This is a genomic window from Streptosporangium roseum DSM 43021, from assembly GCF_000024865.1.
GTDB lineage: Bacteria > Actinomycetota > Actinomycetes > Streptosporangiales > Streptosporangiaceae > Streptosporangium > Streptosporangium roseum.
In genome coordinates, this window is the sequence record NC_013595.1 from 7,804,808 (window position 1) to 7,821,325 (window position 16,518).

General features: G+C 69.8%; 13 protein-coding genes. 7 read left to right on the forward strand and 6 right to left on the reverse strand.

What is annotated here, in order from left to right; genetic code table 11:
• Nucleotides 1–12 precede the first annotated feature (12 nt).
• Complete coding sequence (locus tag SROS_RS34125; RefSeq protein WP_012893505.1) at nt 13–618, forward strand: GNAT family N-acetyltransferase; 606 nt, start codon at nt 13–15, stop codon at nt 616–618.
• 316 nt (nt 619–934) lie between these two features.
• Complete coding sequence (locus SROS_RS34130) at nt 935–3,430, forward strand: DNA gyrase/topoisomerase IV subunit A (protein WP_012893507.1); 2,496 nt, start codon at nt 935–937, stop codon at nt 3,428–3,430.
• Nucleotides 3,431–3,518: 88 nt separating this feature from the next.
• Here the strand turns inward: SROS_RS34130 and SROS_RS34135 are convergent, their stop codons facing one another.
• Together SROS_RS34135 and SROS_RS34140 are read right to left on the reverse strand one after the other, a co-directional pair.
• Nucleotides 3,519–3,884, reverse strand: a complete 366-nt coding sequence (locus SROS_RS34135) for a VOC family protein (protein WP_012893508.1) — start codon at nt 3,882–3,884, stop codon at nt 3,519–3,521.
• A 268-nt stretch (nt 3,885–4,152) separates the two neighbouring features.
• Nucleotides 4,153–4,470 carry a hypothetical protein gene (locus SROS_RS34140; protein ID WP_012893509.1) on the reverse strand — a complete coding sequence of 106 codons (318 nt, stop codon included), beginning with the start codon at nt 4,468–4,470 and terminating at the stop codon, nt 4,153–4,155.
• A 166-nt stretch (nt 4,471–4,636) separates the two neighbouring features.
• Between SROS_RS34140 and SROS_RS34145 the strand changes: the two genes are divergently transcribed.
• The gene (locus SROS_RS34145) at nt 4,637–5,131 is read left to right on the forward strand and encodes a beta-class carbonic anhydrase (protein ID WP_012893510.1); all 495 of its coding nucleotides are present in this window, start codon (nt 4,637–4,639) and stop codon (nt 5,129–5,131) included.
• Between the two features lie 388 nt (nt 5,132–5,519).
• Here SROS_RS34145 and SROS_RS34150 read toward each other — a convergent pair whose 3' ends face one another.
• Complete coding sequence (locus tag SROS_RS34150; protein ID WP_012893511.1) at nt 5,520–7,592, reverse strand: DNA gyrase/topoisomerase IV subunit B; 2,073 nt, start codon at nt 7,590–7,592, stop codon at nt 5,520–5,522.
• 239 nt (nt 7,593–7,831) lie between these two features.
• Between SROS_RS34150 and SROS_RS48115 the strand changes: the two genes are divergently transcribed.
• Nucleotides 7,832–8,062, forward strand: a complete 231-nt coding sequence (locus SROS_RS48115; RefSeq protein WP_012893512.1) for a DUF7455 domain-containing protein — start codon at nt 7,832–7,834, stop codon at nt 8,060–8,062.
• A 3-nt stretch (nt 8,063–8,065) separates the two neighbouring features.
• On the opposite strand, the gene SROS_RS34160 is transcribed toward SROS_RS48115, so the two are convergent.
• Nucleotides 8,066–8,776, reverse strand: coding sequence for a GNAT family N-acetyltransferase (locus tag SROS_RS34160; protein WP_012893513.1), 711 nt, complete (start codon nt 8,774–8,776; stop codon nt 8,066–8,068).
• 63 nt (nt 8,777–8,839) lie between these two features.
• Between SROS_RS34160 and SROS_RS34165 the strand changes: the two genes are divergently transcribed.
• Nucleotides 8,840–9,580 carry a YaaA family protein gene (locus tag SROS_RS34165; RefSeq protein WP_012893514.1) on the forward strand — a complete coding sequence of 247 codons (741 nt, stop codon included), beginning with the start codon at nt 8,840–8,842 and terminating at the stop codon, nt 9,578–9,580.
• A 266-nt stretch (nt 9,581–9,846) separates the two neighbouring features.
• Here SROS_RS34165 and SROS_RS34170 read toward each other — a convergent pair whose 3' ends face one another.
• Together SROS_RS34170 and SROS_RS34175 are read right to left on the reverse strand one after the other, a co-directional pair.
• Complete coding sequence (locus SROS_RS34170; RefSeq protein ID WP_043657392.1) at nt 9,847–11,484, reverse strand: RNA polymerase sigma factor; 1,638 nt, start codon at nt 11,482–11,484, stop codon at nt 9,847–9,849.
• A 242-nt stretch (nt 11,485–11,726) separates the two neighbouring features.
• Nucleotides 11,727–13,820, reverse strand: coding sequence for a SpoIIE family protein phosphatase (locus SROS_RS34175; protein ID WP_012893516.1), 2,094 nt, complete (start codon nt 13,818–13,820; stop codon nt 11,727–11,729).
• A 742-nt stretch (nt 13,821–14,562) separates the two neighbouring features.
• Here SROS_RS34175 and SROS_RS34180 point away from each other — a divergent pair.
• Together SROS_RS34180 and SROS_RS34185 are read left to right on the forward strand one after the other, a co-directional pair.
• On the forward strand, nt 14,563–14,805 hold the full coding sequence (locus SROS_RS34180; RefSeq protein ID WP_012893517.1) for a hypothetical protein: 243 nt from the start codon (nt 14,563–14,565) through the stop codon (nt 14,803–14,805).
• A gap of 197 nt (nt 14,806–15,002) precedes the next feature.
• Complete coding sequence (locus SROS_RS34185) at nt 15,003–16,514, forward strand: hypothetical protein (protein ID WP_043657395.1); 1,512 nt, start codon at nt 15,003–15,005, stop codon at nt 16,512–16,514.
• Nucleotides 16,515–16,518 lie beyond the last annotated feature (4 nt).

The following is a 16,518-nucleotide window of genomic DNA, read 5'->3' on the forward strand; positions in this document are numbered from 1 at the left end:
CCGGAGAACTTGATGGACGTCACAACCTGGTACCTCGAACAGACCTCCCGCTCCGACCTGCTCACCGCCAGGCCGCCGGCGATCGAGGTCGACATCGTGCGCGCCGAGATCGTCTCGCCCGAGTTCAGCAGGTTCCTGAACACGGCCGTGGGCGGCGACTGGCACTGGACCGACAGGCTGCCGTGGACCTGGCAGCAGTGGGCGGACTGGCTGGAGCGCGGCGTGGAGACCTGGGTGGCCTACTACCGCGGCACCCCGGCGGGCTACGTCGAGCTCATGCCCGGTGACGACGGGGCCGTCGAGATCACCTGCTTCGGCCTCCTTCCCTGGGCGATCGGCAAGGGCCTGGGCGGCCACCTTCTCGAGACCGGTACGGCCCGCGCCTGGGACCTGGCCGAACGGCAGCCGGACCGGGAGCCCACCCGGCGGGTGTGGCTGCACACCTGCTCCCTCGACAGTCCGGTCGCACTCGCCAACTACCAGGCACGAGGGTTCCGGATCTACGACAGCAGGCTGAACGTCCCCGGAGACGAGCACGAGGGGCCCACGCCCGGTCCGTGGCCGGGAGCCGGTCCTCGCCTCCGCCGCACGCCCGGTGCTTCACCGGATGCCGGCTAGGGGGCCGTAAGTGTCGGACGGCGTGAGTATGGTAACGAGTCGCGGCACAGTGTCCGGTCACCTCGATCGGGGTTGAGCCCGCGGATCACCCCCGTCATCATCGAGGAGGTGCCTCCGATGACTCCGTTCCCCGCGCGTGAGCGCACAGAACGCGTCGCCGTACGCTACCGCATCGCCACCCGCACGGGATATACCGATACCCCGCACACCGGCCCGACGCTCCAGCGAGCCGACGGCCATCGTCACACCACGAAGACAGAAGGAGGATGCGCTTCCCTCTCGGCCTGAAAGCCGAGGTGCCCGCGCAGGAAATCAGATGGCCCGACGGACGACCACACCCCCGACTGACGAGGATTTCGAGGAGCGGATCGTCGACATCGACGTCTCCGCCGAGATGCGCACCAGCTTCCTCGAATACGCATACTCGGTCATCTACCAGCGTGCGCTGCCCGACGCCAGGGACGGCCTCAAGCCGGTCCAGCGCCGCATCCTCTATTCCATGAGCGAGATGGGCCTGCGGCCCGACCGGGGACACGTCAAGTCGTCACGGGTCGTCGGCGACGTGATGGGCAAGCTGCATCCGCACGGCGACACCGCCATCTACGACGCGCTGGTCCGCATGGCCCAGCCGTTCTCGATGCGGCTGCCGCTGATCGACGGGCACGGCAACTTCGGCTCCCCCGACGACCTGCCCGCCGCGATGCGTTACACCGAGGCCCGGCTGGCCGCGGCGGCCATGGCCATGGTGCAGTCGATCGACGAGGACACCGTCGATTTCAAGCCCAACTACGACGGCCAGGAGACCGAGCCCACGGTCATGCCGTCGGCGTTCCCGAACCTGCTGGTCAACGGGGCCACCGGCATCGCGGTCGGCATGGCGACCAACATGGCGCCGCACAACCTCGTCGAGGTCGTCGCGGCGGCCCGCCATCTGATCAAGAAGCCCGACGCCACACTCGACGACCTGATGCGGTTCGTCCCGGGGCCCGACCTGCCCACCGGCGGCACCATCATCGGCCTGGACGGCATCCGCGACGCCTACGCCAAGGGCCGGGGGACCTTCCGGATGCGCGCCAAGTGCTCCGTGGAGCAGGTCAGCCCCCGGCGCAAGGGCATCATCGTCACCGAGCTGCCGTTCAACGTGGGCCCCGAGCGGGTGGTCACCAAGATCAGAGAGCTGGTCACCGCAAAGAAACTCCAGGGCATCTCCGACCTGAAGGACCTCAGCGACCGGCACAAGGGCCTGAACCTGGTCATCGAGATCAAGAACGGCTTCATCCCCGAGGCCGTGCTGGAGGAGCTCTACCGGCTGACGCCGATGGAGGAGACCTTCGGCATCAACAACGTCGCCCTGGTGGAGGGCCAGCCGCGCACGCTGGGGCTGCGCGAGCTGCTCCAGGTCTACGTGGACCACCGCCTCGACGTGGTCCGCCGCCGTTCGGCCTACCGCCGCCGCAAGCGCGAGGACCGTCTCCATCTCGTCGAGGGCCTCATCATCGCCCTGCTCAACATCGACGAGGTCATCCAGGTCATCCGCTCCTCGGACGACTCGGCCCAGGCCCGCGAGCGGCTGATGGAGGTCTTCGAGCTGTCGGAGATCCAGGCCGCCTACATCCTGGACACCCCGCTGCGCCGCCTGACCCGCTTCGACAAGCTGGAGCTCGACGGGGAGAAGGAGACCCTGGAGAGCGAGATCGCCGAGCTGACCGCGATCCTGTCGTCCGAGGACAAGCTCCGCAAGGTCGTCTCCGACGAGCTCGCCCAGGTCTCCAAGACCTTCGGCACGCCCCGCCGTACGGTGCTGCTGGAGTCCTCCGGCGTCACCAGGAACGCCTCGGTGCCGCTGGAGGTGGCCGACGACCCGTGCCTGGTGCTGTTCTCCTCGACCGGCCTGCTGGCCCGGACGACCGACGCCTCCCCGCTGGCCGGCGAGGGTGACCGCTCGGCCCACGACGTGCTGGTCTCCGTGGTGAACAGCACGGTCAGGGGCGAGGTGGGCGTGGTCACCAACCAGGGCCGGATGATCCGCGTCCAGGTGGTCGACCTGCCGACGCTGCCTCCCTCGGCCAACCCGCCGTCGCTCTCCGGCGGACACCCCGTGTCCGAATACGTCACGCTGAGCCCGGGTGAGACGGTCGTCGGCATCGGCTCGCTCGATCCCGACGGCCCCGGCCTGGCGCTGGGGACCGCGCAGGGCGTGGTCAAGCGGGTCGTCCCCGACTACCCGGCCAACCGCGACGACTTCGAGGTCATCGGGCTCAAGGACGGCGACACCGTGGTCGGGGCGGTGGAGCTGACCTCCGAGGACCACGACCTGGTCTTCATCACCTCCGAGGCCCAGCTGCTGCGCTACCCCGCCGTCAACGTCCGGCCGCAGGGCCGCCCGGCGGGCGGCATGGCGGGCGTCCGCCTGGACGGCGGTGCCACCGTGATCTGGTTCGGTGTGGTCGATCCGGCGCGCGAGTCCCGGGTCGTGACGATCGCGGGATCCTCCACCGCACTGCCCGGCACCCAGATCGGCGGCGCGAAGATCTCCGACTACGCCGAGTATCCGGCCAAGGGGCGCGCCACCGGCGGCGTCCGGGTCCAGCGTTTCCTCAAGGGCGAAGACGTGCTGCTCCTCGCCTGGGCGGGCCCCGCACCGGCCCGCGCGGTCTCCACCGTCGGCAAGCCGGTCCCGCTGCCGGAGGAGCTGGGCCGCCGCGACGGTTCCGGTGTCCGGCTCACCCACACGGTGGCGGCCGTGGGCGGCGCCCTCGGCGCGTCCGGCGGGGAGCCCGCCGCCGAGAAACCGGCCCCCTCGGAGCAGTGACCCTTCGGGCCTTCCGCGGAGTTCTCAGGCATGAAGTCCTGAGAGCTTCACGGAAGGCCCCGGGGAGACCTCGGCCCGCGCGGAGCGCCTAGTCCGCACAGAGGCAGAACGGGTGCCCGGCCGGGTCGAGGAAGACGCGGAAACTGCCGTCCTCACTCGGCTGGTATCTGTGTTTGACCGCGCCCAGCGCGAGCACCTCGGCCTCCGCCCGGTCGAGGTCGTCCACCGTCAGGTCCAGGTGCAGCTGCTGAGGCCGGTCGGGGTGGGGCCAGTCGGGCGGCTGGTGGTCCTTGACGAGCTGGAAGCAGATCCGTTCGGGCCTCCCGTCGGTGACGACGACCCAGTCGTCCTCGATCGAGGTGATCGCCCAGCCCAGGATCGCGCTGTAGAAATCAGCCAGCCGCTTCGGGTCCTGGCAGTCGAGAACCACCGACCGCATCCGTGCGATTGCCATGATTGCCTCCAAGTCGGGACACCAGTATCAAGCTTATGGCGGTGTCACCGGGTTTCACCATCGCTTGGCGCCGAGCACACACAGGGCGCCCAGCCCAGCGCGACCGCCTCGATCCGTGTTTCCCCAGCGGGCAGGCTCAAACCGAGCACCGCCGCGTCTCCCGGACCCGACACGATCCGTACGGCAACGGCGACCTGGAGCGGGCGGCCCGCCGGAGCCGGGGCCGCGGCGGCGCCGGAGGCGAGGTCACGGGCGCCGGCGGCCCCGATCAGGTCAGCGACCCCTGGAGAGCGAACCTGATCGCCATCAGCAACTGCCAGGGTTCACCGGACTCCCAGGAACGGACGAGCCCCGCCACCTGCTCGCCCGGCTGGAAGTCGTCGAAGCCGTGCGGGCCGAAACATCCGGCCTCCACGAGAACGGCCATGAGCGGGTCGTCGTCGCCGAGCGACCGGGTGTAGGCCGCCGCGTCGAGCAGGGCGAGCGCGGAGCGGGCGTTGCGGCCCCCGTCGCGGACCTCCACCCGGTCCAGCTTCCGCCTGCCCTCGGCACGCAGATATTCGGCCAGGGATTCGATCCTGCTCATGACCCTCTCCAGTTTTCCGCGCTTTGCGTCACGACATCATCACTCATGGTGAAGGAGAAGTGTGGGATCTTCCCCAAGTCGAGCCGGATAGGCCCCCCGGAAACTTCGACGAAAAGAGCATGCAGGATCATAAATCCGTCGATTCCGCTGACCGAAAGGTGTTCACGTGAGTGCCTTCGACGACCTGCTGGCCGCCAACAAGGAGTTCTCCGCCGCCTTCACCCATTCCGCCCTGACCGGTAAGGCAGCACGCGGCCTGGCGGTGGTTACATGCATGGACTCCCGGATCGATCCACTGGGGGTGTTCGGCCTGAAGCCCGGCGACGCCAAGATCCTGCGCAACGCCGGCGCCCGGGTGACCGACGACGTGTTACGGACACTCGTGCTGGCGGTCTATCTCCTGGGCGTGAACCGGGTGCTGGTCATGCCGCACACCGACTGTGGCATGGCGAAGAGCACCGACGACGATGTGCACGCGCTCGCCGCACAGCACGGCGTCGACACCCGGAGCCTGGACTTCCACACCGTCCCCGACCAGGACGCCGCCCTGCGCCATGATCTGACGCGCATCAGGACCAGCCCGTTCCTGCCGCCGGACCTGGCCATCGGTGGCGCCATCTACGACGTGCACACCGGCAAGCTCATGCCGGTCGAGCTGTAGCGTCCCGCCCGCGGCAGGGCGGGCGCACCGGAGAGCACGGGTGCCGGCCCCCACCCGCGACCGGGGCCGGCCACACCGCCGGCCCCCGGTGACGGGAGAGACGGCCGTCACCCGTCACCGGACCGGCGGTGACCATGGGGGCACCACGACCGCAGACGCTGCCCCTGTCCGGTACAGCCGCCGCCCGTACGGCCCAGCCGCCGACGGTCCATCCGTACGACTCGAACCGGTGGCGGTCCATCCACACGGCTCAGCCGCCGGCGGTCCATCCGTACAGCTCAAGCCGGCGGCGGCTGCCGTCTGGCCGGCTCAAGCAGGCGGGGTGAACGCGCGAAGGCCTCCGGACGGCGGCCCGGGTGGGGCTGCCACCGGAGGCCCGGTCGGCGGTCTAGGCGTCGATGTGGTCGCGGTCGACCTCGGCCGCGCTGCCCACGATGAACTCCCGGCGAGGCGCCACGTCGCTGCCCATCAGGAGGTCGAAGATGCGCTCGGCCTCCTCGATGTCTTCGATCCTGACCCGGCGCAGGGTCCGGTGACGGGGTTCCATGGTCGTCTCGGCCAGCTGGTCGGCGTCCATCTCGCCCAGACCCTTGTAGCGCTGCACAGGGTCCTTCCAGCGCTTGCCGCGACGCTCCAGGTCGCGCAGGACCCGGTGCAGCTCGGCGTCGGAGTAGCAGTAGACGTATTTGCCCTGACCGCGACCGGGGTTGGTGACCTCGATCCGGTGCAGCGGCGGAACGGCGGCGAAGACACGACCGGCCGCGACCATCGGCCTCATGTAGCGGTGGAACAGGGTGAGCAGCAGGCAGCGGATGTGCGCGCCGTCCACATCGGCGTCGGCCATCAGGATGACCTTGCCGTAGCGTGCGGCCTCGATGTCGAACGAGCGGCCGGAGCCCGCGCCGATGACCTGGATGATCGCGGCGCACTCGGTGTTCTTGAGCATGTCGGCGACGGACGCCTTCTGCACGTTCAGGATCTTGCCCCGGATCGGCAGCAGAGCCTGGAACTCCGAGTCGCGCGCCGCGCGGGCGGTGCCCAGCGCCGAGTCACCCTCGACGATGAACAGCTCGCTGCGGTCCACGTCGTCGCTGCGGCAGTCGACCAGCTTGGCGGGGAGCGCGGAGTTCTCCAGGGCGGTCTTGCGCCGCTGGTTGTCGCGGTGCTCGCGGGCGGCGATGCGGGCCTTGGCCGCCGCGACGATCTTCTCCAGGGCCGCCCGCAACTGCGGCTTGAGCGCGCGCGAGGGGTTGGTGAACAGCTCCTTGAGCTCGCGGGAGACGACGTGGGAGACGATCCGGGAGGCGGCCGAGGTGCCCAGGACCTCCTTGGTCTGCCCCTCGAACTGCGGCTCGGGCACCCGGACGGTCACCACTCCGGTGAGGCCCTCCAGGATGTCCTCCCGGCTGACCGGGGCGTCGCCGTTCTTCAGCAGGCGGGTCTCGCGCAGCTGCTCGTTGAGCGTGCGGACCAGGGCGCGCTCGAAGCCGTTGACGTGGGTGCCCCCCTTGGGGGTGGCGATCACGTTGACGAAGGACCGGACGGTGGTGTCGTAGCCCTTGCCCCAGCGCAGCGCGACGTCCACGGTGAGCTCGCGCTGGACCTCGGTGGGGGTCATGTGCCCCAGGTCGTCGAGGACCGGAACGGTCTCGTGGAAGTGCCCGACGCCCTGCAGCCGCAGCACCTGGCAGACGGCCTCGTCGCGGGCGAGGAACTCGGTGAACTCTGAGATCCCGCCGTCGAAGTGGAACTCCTCCTCGACGGCCTCCTCGCCCCGGCTGTCGCGCACGGCCAGGGTGAGACCGGGGACCAGGAAGGCGGTCTGGCGGAGGCGGACGTGGATCTCGTCGAGGGAGACCTCGGCCTCGGGCAGGAAGATCTGGTGGTCCACCCAGAAGCGGACGCGGGTGCCGGTGACCTTGCGGGCGAGCTTGCCGCCGTCGCGCAGACCGGACTTCTTCTTGAACTTGGCGGTGGGCCCGTCGCCGTCGAAGACGCCGGGAACGCCCCTGCGGAAGCTGATCTCGTGGATCTGGCCGTCGCGGTCGACCTCGACGTCCAGCCGGGAGGACAGGGCGTTGACCACGGAGGCGCCGACGCCGTGCAGGCCGCCCGAGGCGCCGTAGGAGCCGCCGCCGAACTTCCCGCCCGCGTGCAGCTTGGTGTAGACCAGCTCGACTCCGGCCAGGCCGCTCTTGGGCTCGACGTCGACCGGGATGCCCCGGCCGTTGTCGCGCACCTCGATCGATCCGTCGGCGTGCAGCTCGACCTCGATGCGGTCGCAGTAGCCGGCCAGGGCCTCGTCGACCCCGTTGTCCACGATCTCCCAGAGGCAGTGCATGAGACCGCGACTGTCAGTCGACCCGATGTACATGCCCGGGCGCTTGCGGACGGCTTCGAGACCCTCCAGAACCGACAGATGACGGGCTGTATAACCCGTCTCCACGCTAACTGCGGTCACACCCACTCCCACTCTGCTCGAACACGTGTGCGCAGCCTACCGTTCTTCCCGGCGCGGCGCGTACAAGCTTGCCATCAGGTAGCCAACAGTGTTACTTCCGGCGTGCTCGCCGTTACTTTCGGACACTTTCCGCTCTCGGCGTAGCGGGGGGTCGGTTGGGAACGTTCGCATCGGGTTAGATGTTCTCTCAAGTGACTGACGCCAGATCCTCCACAAGGGGATGACCTGAAAGGCGATACGTGACTGGAACCCTCGCCCCCGCCAAGCAGCTGACGGCCACGGACCGCTGTGACCGGTGTGGCGCCCAGGCCTACATCCGCGCAACCCTGCCCGTAGGTGGGGAGCTGCTTTTCTGCGCCCACCACGGGCGGCAGCACGTAGCTGTGCTGAGAGCCAAGGGCGCCGACATCCAGGACGAGTCGGCACGCCTCAGCGACACCCCTGCAACCGCGAACAATGACGAACGGTAGGAATCACCGGACCCGGTAGTGATATCGGCCCGACACCGTGAAGCCCTGTTGCTCGTAGAGCGACCGGGCCGCGGCGTTCGATTCCACCACGACCAAATATGCCTTCCGTGTGCCCTGCTCCCGCGCATGTGAGAGCAGGGCACGCAATATCTCTCGGCCATGGCCCTGGCGCCGCGCGTGCGGCACCACCGCCATGGAGTAGATCCCGAACCATTCTCCCTGTTTGACGCCCCGCCCGACGGCCTGCCGTCCCAGCGAGGCGTACACGGCGGGCACGCCGGTGAGGATCCGCGCGGCCGTCGCCAAGCCCTCGTCACCGAATCTCCCGTCCACGCTCCACCAGGTGTCCAGCCACGCCTGTGACGGCGTCCGCGCGAGCTCGACCCCTTCTCCGGCCGGTACGGCGCGCGCCGGCGGCGCCGTCATCACCAGTGTGGGGTCCACCATCTGATAATCACGCGCCCGCAGCGCCTCGTCCAGCCCGGGAGTCGCGCCTCCGCCCACGGAGAACACGCACGGCAGCCCCCGGTCGGCGTAGAACTTCTCCGCCTCGGCGATGGCCGCCCCCAGATCCTCCGGCTCCCCCAGCGGCAGCACCGAGTTGGCCCGCTTGGTCACCCCGTCCATGGCGCGCATGACCCATCCGCCCGTATCCACCCGGTCGACGGCGGGCCATGCCTGATCGACGAGACGGGCGAAGATTTCGTCGTTCACAGCAGTGGATCCGTTCATGGCCGTGGAGCTTGGACCCCTCCCGTCGCACTACGCTCGGCGACTGTGCTGATTCTGCTGCCTCCGTCGGAGGGAAAGGCCGAGCTGGGCAACGGCCCCGCTCTTGAGCTGTCCCGGCTGAGTTTCCCGTCCCTGAACGCCTCCCGGGAGGTCGTCCTGGACGCGCTCGTCGCGCTCTGCGCGGGATCCGGGGCGCAGACCGTGCTCGGACTGTCGCAGGGACAGCTGGGCGAGATCGGCAAGAACCGGGATCTGCGGGGGGCTCCCACCCTGACGGCCGCCGAGCTCTACACCGGGGTGCTCTACGACCATCTCGGCCTGGCCTCGATGTCTTCCGAGGCGGCCGGGCGCGCCGCGCAGAGCCTCGTGATCTTCTCCGGTCTCTGGGGCCTGCTGCGGATCGGCGACCGGGTGCCGCCGTACCGCCTGTCCATGGGCGTGAAGCTGCCGCCGCTGGGCGGCCTGGGCTCCTACTGGCGCCGGTCCGTCGCCCCGGTTCTCGACGCCGAACCCGGTCTGGTGGTGGACATGCGCTCCAGCACCTACGCGGCGGCCTGGCAACCCGGCGGCCGGGCCGTGGCCGTACGGGTGCTCAAGGACGGCAAGGTCGTCAGCCACATGGCCAAGGCCACCCGGGGAGTGATCGCCCGCTCCCTGCTGGAGGGAGACTGCGACCCGCAGACCCCGGAGGAGCTTGTCAAGGTCCTGGACAGCCTCGGCCACACCGTCGCCCTCGGCAAAGCCCCCGCGGGCAGGCGTCCGTGGACCCTCGACGTCACGGTGTGACCCGCGGCCACGTCACGGCATCCGGCCCGCTGTGACCCGCGGCCACATCACGACATTCCGGCACGGCGTGACCCGCAGCCACGTCGCAGCATCCGGCCCGGCGTGACCCGCGACCGCGTCACGGCATCCGGCATGTCCCGCCGGCCGTGTCGCGGCATGCCGCGGGGCACCGCCGGATGTCGCGTCCGGCCGGGGCCCGGCCTCTCGTCCCCTCCAACGACGCAGGGCCCGCGCCGGGTGGCAGCGGGCCCTCGTCGGAAGAGACCTCAGTCCAGGTAGTCGCGCAGGACCTGGGACCGGGACGGGTGGCGGAGCTTGGACATGGTCTTGGACTCGATCTGCCGGATGCGCTCGCGCGTCACCCCGTAGACCTTGCCGATCTCGTCCAGCGTCTTCGGCTGACCGTCGGTGAGACCGAAGCGCATCGAGACCACGCCCGCCTCGCGCTCGGACAAGGTGTCCAGAACGGAGTGGAGTTGCTCCTGCAGAAGCGTGAAGCTGACCGCGTCGGCCGGGACGATCGCCTCGGAGTCCTCGATGAGGTCACCGAACTCGCTGTCGCCCTCCTCACCCAGCGGGGTGTGCAGGGAGATCGGCTCACGACCGTACTTCTGGACCTCGACGACCTTCTCAGGGGTCATGTCGAGCTCGCGGGCCAGCTCCTCGGGAGTGGGCTCACGACCGAGGTCCTGAAGCATCTGCCGCTGGACCCGGGCCAGCTTGTTGATCACTTCGACCATGTGGACCGGGATGCGGATGGTCCGCGCCTGGTCGGCCATGGCGCGGGTGATCGCCTGCCGGATCCACCACGTGGCGTAGGTGGAGAACTTGTAGCCCTTGGTGTAGTCGAACTTCTCGACCGCACGGATCAGGCCCAGGTTGCCCTCCTGGATCAGGTCCAGGAAGAGCATGCCGCGGCCGGTGTAGCGCTTGGCCAGCGAGACCACCAGACGGAGGTTGGCCTCCAGCAGGTGGTTCTTGGCCCGGCGGCCGTCCTCGGCGATCCATTCGAGTTCGGCGCGGACGTCCACCGGAAGCTTGTCCCCGTCGGTGCCGAGCTGCTCCTCGGCGAACAGGCCGGCCTCGATGCGCTTGGCGAGCTCGACCTCCTGCTCGGCGTTGAGCAGGGGGACCTTGCCGATCTGCTTGAGGTAGTCCTTGACCGGGTCGGCCGTGGCGCCGGCGGCGGCGACCTGCGGCACGGGAGCGTCGTCATCGTCGTCGGAGAGGATGAGGACCTCGTCCTCGTTCTGCTCGACGACCTCGACCTTCGGCTCCTCTTCGGTCTCGACCTCGGCCTCGGCCTCGATTTCGACCTCGACCTCCGTCTCGACCTCCACCTCGAGGTCGAAGTCCTCGATCTCGACGTCGTCCTCGAGCTCGATGACCTCGTCGTCCTCGCCACCGGCCGTCTTCGGCTTGGGCTCGGACTTGGCCGCGGGTGCGATCCCCTCGGGGCCGGCCTTCTTCGGCGGCGGTCCGGGGATCGGCTTCTTGGCAGCCGGGGCGACCTTCTTGGCGGGAGCCGTCGGCTTCTTGGCCGCGGGCGTGGGCTCGGAGCCGCCGACGACCGCGGTGACGGTCTCCGGCTGCTCCTTGGCCGCCGCGGCGGTCTTGGTCTTTTTGACTGTGGCGGGAGCGGCGGGGGTACGGCGCTTGGTCGAAGTCCGAGACTTCTTGGGAGCCGCGGAGTCCTCAGCAGTCAGTCGTACGGTGATGCCCTCTTTGCTGAGGCTGCGCAGGATTCCAGCGACCTGCGCCATCGGAATGTCCGCTTCCTCGACGGCCTTGCGGACATCCTCGGACTCGAGGAACCCCTGCGAGCGCCCCCGCTCCATCAGCTGCTGAATGACGGGCTCGTTCAGCTCGGATGGCTTCGAGCGAGTCGAACTTGCAGGCGACACGAACACCTCTCGAAGGAAAGCGTGACGAGAATGGACCCAGATGCCCACTAGGGGCAGATACCTCTAGTTGTCATGATGAACGAGGCCGCGAACCGCGACGCACCTGTCCAGCATTGTGGCACGACACCGTGATCCATACGGCCGCCTCCTGGCGGTTGCCCTCCACCCTAGGCCGACCAAGAGAGTAGTGCGTACGGAAGCGAGGCACCGATACCCGAAAGCAACCGTTATGACTGTTTCATTCAGTCACTCTTCGTGGCCGGAGGGACGTGAATCGCCAGCACCGTAACGTCATCATCCTGCTCATACCCCGACAGCATCCGATCCACAAGGAAATCCAGCAACATATGCGGACTTCCGACGACTTCGGGCGGCGCTTCGGTCACAACAGAGCAAAGTTCAGCGAGTCCGGCATCCAGCCCACGCTTCCGGTTCTCCACCAGACCATCCGAATAAAGGACAGCGGTGTGCCCCGGCGGGACACAGAACCGGAACTGCCTGCGGCTCGTCGGCCAGCCGAGCGGGGTGCCCGGCTCGCCGTCGCACAGCAGCGGCATGCCCTGCGGTGAGACCAGCAGGGGCGGCGGGTGGCCGGCCAGCGCCAGCGTGCCCTCTCCCGTGCCGGGTTCGACGACCATGTAGGCGAGGGTGGTGACCTGCTCTTCCTCCTCTGTGGCCTCGAAGACCCGGTCCAGGCCGGTGAGGACCGCCGCGGGCGGCGGATTGGTCAGCGCCAGGGCCCGCATCGCGTTGCGGATGCGGCCCATGCCGGCCGCGGCCTTGACGCCCTTGCCCATGACGTCGCCGACCACCGCGGCGACCCGGCCGTCCTGCAGGACGAACGCGTCGTACCAGTCTCCGCCGACCTGCACGTGACGGCTGCCCGAGCGGAAGCGCTGGGCCAGCACCAGGCCGCGCACCACCGGCAGGCGATCGGGCAGGAGGCTGCGCTGGAGCGTCTCGGCGGTGCGGTGCTCACGCTCGAACAGGGTGGCCCGCTCCACGGCCAGGGCGCACTGCCCGGCGAGCGCCTCCAGGAACACGCCGTCTTCCTGGGAGATCTTCTGCGGACGGGTGAAGGAGAACCTCAGCGCGCCGAGCGCGCGTCCCGCGGCCAGCAGCGGCAGGCCCACCCAGGCCCGCTCGTCGCTGTGGTCGATGAAGCCGGTGACGGCCTCGTCGTCGCCCCCGGCGTCCACGAGCTGGGAGCGCAGGCTGTCGGGCGATTCGGCGAAGACCGGACGGCGGCTGTTGACCGCCATGGTCATCACGCTGGAGTGCGACAGCGGGATCTCCTCGCCGGGCGCACCGGGAACATCGGGGATGCCACCGCTGTTGACCAGCTTCAGCGCGGCCCGCTCGACGTCGAGCAGGGCCACCGCCGAGCGGTCGGCCGCCAGTGCCGTACGGCCGACGTCGATGATGACCTGGACGACCTGCTCGACGGTGAGCGCCTCGGCGAGCTGCGCCGTGGCGCCCTGCAGCCGTGCCGTACGCAGGGCGGCCGCGCCGAGCTGGTCGGTGAGCCGGCCGCGCATCTCCTCGGCCTCGCGCTGGGGGGTGACGTCGGTGTTGGCGCCCACCCACTCGACCACCCGGCCGTGGCGGATGATCGGGACCGCGCGCACCTCGAAGTGGCGGTAACCGCTGGCCCGGGTGCGGACCCGGTAGTTCCACTCGAACATGATCCGGCCGCGCAGCGCCTCGCGCCAGGCCTCCTCCGCGTGCGGCCGGTCGTCGGGATGGACGGCCTCCAGCCAGCCGTGGGCGAGGTATTCCTCCAGGCCCTGGCCGGTGATGGCGCGCCACTGCGGCGCGTCCTCCACCACGGCCCCGGTCGGGGCGGTGATCCACACGAGCTGGGACTGCGCCTCGACCAGCGAGCGGTAGCGCTCCTCGCTGCGCCGCAGGTCCTCCTCGACCTGCCTGCTCTCGGTGATGTCCACGCCGACCAGGCAGACCGCGCGGAGCTCGCTCTTGTCGTCGTGGATCGGGGAGAACGTCAGCGACCAGTGACGGGTCTGCCCGTCGGCGGTGCGCACCCGGATCCGCTGGTCCGCCTCGACCCCGGTCCCTTCGACGACGCCGCGGACCGACCCCTCCACCAGCGCGGTGAGGTCGGCGGAGAGCAACTCGCCCGGGGCCCGGCCGACCAGGCGCTCGACCGGGAGACCGACCACGTCGGCGAAGACCTCGTCGACCCGCTGGAAGCGGCCGTCGGGGTCGAAGAACGCGAAGGCGAACGGCGACTGCGACAACAGGCCCTGCAGCAGGCCGGGGTCTGAGATGTCCACACCCGACTCCCGGGGACGGGGCACGGAGGTTTCGGCGCTCATGGTCGGCACCTCCGTCGCGTGCCAGGGTCTCCCACGAGGCACATCTCCAAACTTGCGAATTGGCGTAGCGCAGCTCCGGGGGACCGGATCCTGCAGTACATCATCGGCGATGGGTGCGTGCGGACGGAAGCCCCGCCCATGATGCGGTCAGCGCATCCCGCGAACCTCCCGGGTCCGAAGACCGGAGGCTCCACGCTAACGCGCGGGTTCCCCGGCATGGGCGTCGCCCGACCGGCGTTCGGCCGAAGCCGAACGATGATGCCGTCCCCCACCGCGTCCGCCCCCCTTCGGGGAGCGCGGCGGCAGTCGCACCGCGATGCGATCGGCCCGGTTCCGGACTCTTCCGACTGCTTCGCGTCCTCACCCCCGCCGACCTGCGCCGACCTGGGCTTGACGCCGCTCCCACTGCCCTCCCGGAACGCCGGCGTGATCATCGCCGACGCCTTCGAACGTATGCGGCCAGGACCCTAGCAGGATCAAGCCGGACCGTCCCGACAACTGCCCACCTCGTCTCCGTCAGCGTCCCAAGCAAGATCAGGCTACTGACTCGTTGGCGATTTGGCTGCCCCTTCGGGGACACTCGTTTACTCCCCGGTCGACAAATCGAGTCAGGATTGGGGTCAGCTTCGCATGTCGCCCATCCAAGGGTTGACACTCCCGGGATAAGTTGTGGAATGAGAACGCACGTCCCCGCCGTCCATCCGGGGGATGCCCCCCGGAAACCCGGAGGAATGCGACACCCATGCCCGCTCTCGCGATCCGCTTCACCGGCGGCACAACGACGTTCCACGACCCGGTGAGCGCCCGTCTGGCCGCCGAGTTCCTCACCGTCCCGCTCGGCACCGTGGCACGGTGCGTGGCCGACGTACGGGCCTGCGCCGAGCATCTGAGGGTGGACGCGACGCCCGAGGTGATCGAACGCGTCGCCCGCGAGCATCTGCTCGCCCTCGTGAACTCCGCGCCGCCACCGCGAAGTCCCCGGTAACATCGGGATCACCGGGCCGTGTTCCACGCACCGTTTGGCCCGGGAATGCGAGAAGGTTGGGACGTGAGCGAGCGAAGCGAGCGAGCCAATCAGCGCGGTGGCACTGGGCTCATACGGCCGACGGAGGAGGCTGCTTGAGCCGGCGACACCGTCGAGATCCCCGAGAGAGCCAGTCCCCGGACGAGGTGTTCTCCGAGATGCTGATCGCTGCTCGCGAGCTGCTGGCCGTACGCAGCCCGCTGGACGCCGAGCTCATGGTCTCCGACATGGTCGGAGCCTGGTGGGGGCGGCGCCTGCGGCGCGGGGACGCCGAGCAGGTCCTCGGCGAGGGGCTGGTCGACTACGCGGCCAAGGCGGGATCCCCGGCCGCGCTGACCCTGCTGATCGCCCTGGCCTATCTCGGCACGGCCCGCCAGGCGGCCAAGGCCGAGGGCGCGGCGCTGGCGCTCATCGAGCGCGACGTGGCCAGGCCCCGCTGGGCCGACCGGCTGGGCGCGGTCAAGCCGACCGGGTGCTTCGTCTCCCGCGACGCCTACGGCGACCAGGACACCGTGGTGTGCACCTTCGCCTACCGGGGCGCCGACAGCGGCGAGGACCGGCACGCGCTGGTCGTGGTCGTCGACTACAACATGCGGGGGATCGCCCGCGACGCCTGGGTCTCCTCACACGTGGAGAAGCTCCTGGAGCAGGCCGCGGCCGAGGCCGAGGCCAACCCGATGCTCAGGTTCGAGGAGATCGAGCCGCAGCAGGCCAGAGCGCTGCTCGAATCCGCCATGAAGGCCACCGTGGAGTACGGCCACCGCAGGACGACCGCGCCGGTCAGCGACAGCTACAGCGCCTACCACGCCTTCGCCCGGTCCCGGATCAAGGCGCTGCCGCCCGGCCGCAAGCGCCCGGCGCCGCTGCACAGCGAGGCCCCCTACAGCCGTGACCGCCGGGCGATGCTGGCCGCGGAGTTCCTCTCCTCGGACGCGGCCGAGCACCTGTCGGACCCCTCGGCGGCCTCGCGCTGCGCCGACCACATCATCGACTACGGCTGCGACCAGGATTTCGGCCGCCCGTTACGGGTGAGCCCGACCAAGTGTGAGACGTTCCTGCTCGACTGGCTGCCGCGCAAGGTCATGCTCAGCCCGGCCGAGCAGGAGGCGGTGCCGTACGTTCTGGGGGCCTGGGCGCGCTTCGCCGCGCGCCGGACCGGGCTGCCGGACGAGGGCCTGCGCGCCACGCTCGACGGGATCTGGGAGACGACCGCCAGGTTCGCCGAGACCTACCGCGACCCGACGACCTTCGGCCTCGACCGCGACCTGCTGGACCGGCTGCTGCCGGACGGCGACCTGTCGGCGCTGGCCCGGCGGGTGTTCGCGTTCCCGTTCCTGCAGGGCACGCACGGCGAGATCAAGCTCGACCTGCTGAACCCGTCCGACGAGGCCGACCGGCGGGTGCTGCTGGGCATCGACCACGGGGGCGAGCTCAACCGGCCGGACTACGACGAGCACCTCGCCTGGCACGAGGAGATCGCCGGCCGGCTCTGGGAGGGCGACCCTCCGCAGCTCTGGGAGGCCGCCCAGCGGCTGCTGGACCTCGGCCACGACCGGCACGACGTGCTGCACGTGCTGATCGAGATCGCCGAGCGGATCGGCGACGACCCCGAGGAGCTGGCCATCGCCCTCGATGACATCGCTGACATTCCCGACGAGCCTCCGGTGTAGGTGA